Annotated in this window: 3 protein-coding genes; all 3 read right to left on the bottom strand. The window is 38.7% G+C overall.

Translation table 11 applies throughout. The features are described from left to right. Positions 1-180 precede the first annotated feature (180 nt). Positions 181-3,483, bottom strand: a complete 3,303-nt coding sequence (locus VNZ46_RS02225) for a SusC/RagA family TonB-linked outer membrane protein (RefSeq protein WP_325558440.1) — start codon at positions 3,481-3,483, stop codon at positions 181-183. Between the two features lie 281 nt (positions 3,484-3,764). Then, complete coding sequence (locus VNZ46_RS02220) at positions 3,765-4,937, bottom strand: FecR family protein (RefSeq protein ID WP_325558439.1); 1,173 nt, start codon at positions 4,935-4,937, stop codon at positions 3,765-3,767. Between the two features lie 110 nt (positions 4,938-5,047). Further along, positions 5,048-5,623 (bottom strand): RNA polymerase sigma-70 factor, encoded by a 576-nt coding sequence (locus VNZ46_RS02215; RefSeq protein WP_325558438.1) that lies wholly within the window; start codon positions 5,621-5,623, stop codon positions 5,048-5,050. Between the last annotated feature and the right edge of the window lie 15 nt (positions 5,624-5,638).

Raw genomic sequence — 5,638 nt, 5'->3', positions numbered from 1 at the left:
TTCGTGTAATATTCAGTATCATGGTGGTGGCGAGCATCGCAGAATTCACCTGTGTGGTTGTATTTGGATTTGTATTGATGTCATCGTATTTCTTACAACCATTTGCTGCAATTGTCAATGCAAACAATAACAGTGTATATTTTAAAAATTTAGTCTTCATAAAGTTTATATTAATCACGATTAAAGTCCTACTCTGATGTTAAAGCCAAGCATACGTTGCGAAGGCGAGTTCAGGTTTTCTGTATCTACGTCGGGGTCAGAAAACTTGAATTTGGTCCAGAGGTATAGATTTTGCCCTGTAATAGAAAATGAAGCTCTTTTTAAGCCAAGCTTATTCACAAATTTTGAAGGAAAATTGTACCCGAGCGATACTTCGCGCAGTTTAATAAAAGTTTCCTTCTGAATACCCATATCACCACCCCTAAAACTTTGAGCATAGTCCTGATAACCCACCTGTACATCATTGGTTGCATATTTTCTGGTGTCACTGGTTATATTGCCATATTTATCATAGCTAACACTTCCAGAAACCACTTTGACACCTTTACCTACATAATTATTTAAACCATTCACCACCTGATCATATCGGTATTGATTATCAGATTCAGGATTGGTGCCGCTGTCCCACATTTTATCATACAAATAATTGTACATTAAACCTCCGATACGGCCATCAATGTTGACGCCGAGGGTCCAGTTCTTGTAATTGAAGTTATTGATAAATCCAAAGCTAAAATCTGGTTCTCCATAACCATACTTTTTCACATAATCACTTTCTACAGGATAACCGCTGGAATGAATCACATTTCCTTCCGGATCCCTTAACCAGTAAGAGGCCGTATAAGTATCCAGACGTTGTCCTTTCTTAACCCAAGGGTTATCTGCAGAATAAACAGGGTCCAGATTATCGTAATATCTATGTTGATTCGACCAGTTAATCATTGAAGTCCATTCAAAATCTTTGCTTTTAAGAACAGTTCCATCTATAGAAATCTCTAAGCCTCTTCTGGTGTAAGTTTCGGCTGTATTGACCAATGTACTTGAAAATCCAGAGGAAGAAGGAATAGTAGCCTGAGTTTGCTGATTGTAGTAGTATTTATTAAAGTAAGCGACATCAAAATGAAGTCGTTTTTTAAACAAATAACCTGCCGTTCCTATTTCCCAGGTGCGTTGAGAACTCGGCAGAATATCTCCATTACCAAGTAAAGAAGAAGGATAACTAGCAGAATTTAATCCATTCCAAGCTGCAGTAGTTGTACCGTATGCACGGTTGGTTGCAAAAATACCAGCAGGAGTTTTAAATACGGCAAAAGATCCCCGAACCTTAAAAAGATCAATAACTTCAGGCAATTTTACCAATTCAGAAATGACCACACTTGAGCCAAGAGAAGGATAAAAATAGGACCTCGTTGACTTTGGCTGAGTAGACAGCCAGTCATTTCTACCCGTGAAATCTAAAAAGACAGCATCGTTCCATCCTAAAGATGCCCTTCCATATAAACTACTTGTTTCCTTGGGTGTAAAACTCTGCCCTACTGTAACAGGCTCTACCGAACCCAAAAGAGAAAAGAAAGTAGGAGAAATCAACCCGTTTTTTGTCGTTCCGCTAAAGGTTTCGTCTTCCTTATGAAAGAAGTTACCACCCGCCAATCCTTCAAATGAGAACTTATCAATTTTCTTTTTATAAGTTAAAATCAAGTCGTTACTTGTACTGTAACCCTTCGAATCGGTAATACTATACATTCCCTTTGCATTCCATCCGCCACGTGTAGAAAATATATTAGAAGTCGGGTTCCGCATGGTATTTTTGTTATTATAGTTATCGTAACCAATTCGGAGCATTAAGTTCAGATCTGGTGTAAAGGCATAATTAGCGATAACACTGGCGTTCATCGTATTCTCTTGTATTCCATTCAATTTCTCATTCGCGATCAGATAAGGATTATCATACCAGTTGGTGTACATCCAGTTTTGTGTTTTATTTGGAACCACCCAGTAATCTTTGTAGTCTCTGATATCATATTCAGGCCCCGTCCACATCACCAACTGGTATAAGTAGCCTTGGTTCCCATATCCGCTACCCCATATTTGTGGCGCAGAACGACGACTGATTCCCATATGGCTTTCAATTTTAAACTTATCGTTGATCCGAATCTCCCCACCAGTAGTTACGTTCATCATATTCAATTGCTGATTAGGAAACTGTCCCTTATTGTAAATATGGTTCAGACCTATTTTAAAACTTCCATTCTCGCCCGTTTGCGCTATGGTAACATTATTGTTTGCCACAATGCCGGTACTCATAAAGTTTTTAAGATTGTCTTTGCCCACAGATAACAGTGGTCTGTTGTCTTCAAACTGCTTGGTTACCGGGTTCCAGTCCCTTGCGGTATTTCCAGCATTTAGTCTGGGTCCCCAAACGTAATCATTATCAATTTTACCATTTTGCCCACGTCCATAAGAACTTTGAACCTTTGGCTGTGCCAGGTAGCCCAATTGCAACATCGTATTGCTATTTACATCAACAGAGAATCCCTTACCGGCAGCGCCTTTCTTAGTCGTGATTAAATATACCCCACCCTTGGCTCTTGCGCCATATAAAGCTGAAGCCGTTGGGCCTTTTAGTACATCTATACTTTCAATATCATCTGTTGGAATATCTCTAAGGCTTAAATTATCATAATCCACACCATCCACAACCAGTATTGCTGTTTCACCACGAAGTTCTAATGTTGGTTTTGCATTAAATTCCGTAGAATTCTTTACCACCAATCCTGCTACCCTTCCCGTTAGTGAAGTCCCCAGATCAACGCCCTTAACTGTCTGAACCGCACTTCCAGAAACCCGCTGCACAGCATATCCTAAAGATTTTTCTGCCCGTTTAACGCCTAAAGCGGTAACCACTACCTCATCCAGGTTCTGTTTAATTGCTTCCAGTACAATGGTCATTGCAGCACCTGAAGCTGTTACTGTGATTTCTTTTGTCACATAACCAATATACTTTACGACCAATACATCCCCTACCTTTGCATTTATTGAAAACTGGCCTGTCGAACTGGAAGTTGTTCCTTCTTTCGTCTCTTTGACCTGAATTGAAGCCCCCGGCAAAGGGATACCTTCAGTATCAGTTATCATACCGTGTACATTGATTAGATTGATAAAAAATTCCATAGGTCTGCTAACTACCGGAATTTCCTTTTTGATCACCACCATCTTATCCATGATCACATACGTGAATGGCTGCCCCTTAAGAATTGCTGTTAAAGCTTCTTCCATGCTGGCATCTTTAAGGTTCACACTAACCTTCCCCGCCTCTTTTACAGATTTATTATTATAAAAGAAACTGTAGCCACTCTGCTTTTTGATCGTCTCAAAAAGGCTGCTAAATGTGCTGTTCTTCTTTGAAATCGTGATTTTCTGAGCATATCCTTCGGCCGAAACCTGGAGACATCCGATAATTAACAGGACAATTGTAAGTTTCATTGCCAATAAAATCTTAGATGAGAAGAGCCTCCTCTTAAAAGAGGCTTTCCTGCATAAATTTAAATTCATACTTTTGAATGTTTGGGTTAATTCATAAATTATTTAACAAGGTATTTTTTGAGATCTTCCTGGACTTTTTTCCATTCTGATTTATCCGGATGGAATCCTACCGGATCCTGTTGCAACCAGGGTCCGGTTATTCTTTACCGAATACGATTTGGTTAGATAGTTATTTGTTCATACACAAATGGTTTAAATTAAAACTCTGTTATTTAGCTATTCTATTTGGTTACAATTATTTTCTTTCCTTCAATTCTAAAATGAGCACCACTATATTCCAGGATCTTCAGTACTTCAGATAAATTCACCGATCGTGGAATATCTCCTATAAACTCATCATCTGAACTTTTGATTTGGTAAACAACGTCAACATCGTACCATCTTGATAATTGACGCATTACCGTATACAAGTTATCATTATCAAAATGGAAATATCCATTTTTCCAGGCCATCACCTGGTCCAGACTAGCGGCCTCTATATGCATCTTTTCCGGTGAAGTATTGTTTAACGTAGATTGCTGACCAGGCTTAAGAAAGTGCGTTGACTGTTTTTCTAACTTCGCATTCGTCATCATCACAGCGGATACACGAACAGAACCTTCCAGAAGAGTTGTTTTGGTGCTTTGCTCATCCGCATAAGAATTGATATTGAAATGTGTTCCAAATACCTCTACAACCTGGTGCTTGCTGAGTACTTTAAATGGGTTCTTTTTATCTTTAAAAACCTCAAAATAGGCCTCGCCTTCCAACTCCACTTTACGTTCCTGAAGTCCTTTAAAACTTGCAGGAAATTTCAGAGATGATGCAGAATTTAACCATACTTTAGTGCCATCTGGCAAATTAATCTGGTACTGTCCACCTTTAGGCGTTGAAATACTATTTAAGATTTTAGTCTGACCTGAAACTGATTTCATGACAGGATCTTTCAATTCATAAACCAATCGACCACCTATTTTTGTAATTGAAATTCCTGCCTGATCAGCTACTTTTCCATTTCCCGCATCTGTAAGCGAAATCTTCGAGCCATCGCTCAACGTTAAAATGGCCTTATTAGATCCCGGAGAAACATCATTTTTAGCATAAAAAGCGGAGGATGGTGCTTTGACAGAAGATCTGTTGCTGATCATATAAATCCCAATTCCCGTAACCAATAAAATTACGGCAACAGCTGCAATTCGTGGCCACAGGGGTTTAACTGGTTTTGGCCGGTTATTTTTTTGCTGAATATTTTCCCATAATTTACGCTTCACTCTATCATAGTCAGGCTCAGCAAACTCCTTTGCTTTCTCCTGAGTCTCTTCCAAAAACCAGGTTTCCACAAGAGCTTTCTCCTCTGCAGAAGCTTCTCCTTTCAAGTATTTATTTAATAATTTATCGGCTCTTTTATGCTCCATTTATACAACCTTCTTTTCATATGGCCAGCATCATGAACAATAGTCATCATGCCGGTATATGGTAAAGAACCGCAGCTCCGTTCAAAGTAGTAGAAGCAACGAGAAAAAAACTAAAAAAATGTAAAAAAGAAGCTAAAGGTATCTGCAAGTCTGATCCTCAATACCTTTGTTGCATTACTTACCTGCTTTTTAACAGTAAGTTCCGATATTTCTAATTTTTCTGAGATTTCTTTATAGGAAAGGTGTGCTTTACGGCTTAATTCAAATACTTCCCTCATTTTCGCCGGCAACTGAGCAAGTTCTGCCTCAATTCTGGTTGCCAGTTCATGCTCTCTTACCAAATGGTCCGTAATACATTTACCTTCATCAATGAATTTTTCCAGTGAATTGAGATAATTATTACGGACTTTGCTTCGTTCAAAATGCTTCAGTATCCGGTTTCTAACAGAAGCATAAAGAAAAGAAGAAAGAGACACCCTGATGTCCAAGTCTAAAGACTTACTCCATAGCATGACAAAGATGTCCTGGACCACATCTTCCGCTTCATCTTCATTTAATAGGATTTTTCTAGTATAGCGATATAAAACCACCCAATACCTATCGTAGATCTCGGCATAGGCAGCAGTATCTCCCAATTTCAGCAAACCTGCTAATTGACTATCTGTAAGATCGTTATAAGATTCCAAAATCACTTATTTAAT

This window comes from Pedobacter sp. (assembly GCF_035566355.1).
Classification (GTDB): domain Bacteria; phylum Bacteroidota; class Bacteroidia; order Sphingobacteriales; family Sphingobacteriaceae; genus Pedobacter.
The sequence above is the reverse complement of the archived record's forward strand: the minus strand, read 5'-3'. Positions and strand labels throughout refer to the sequence as shown.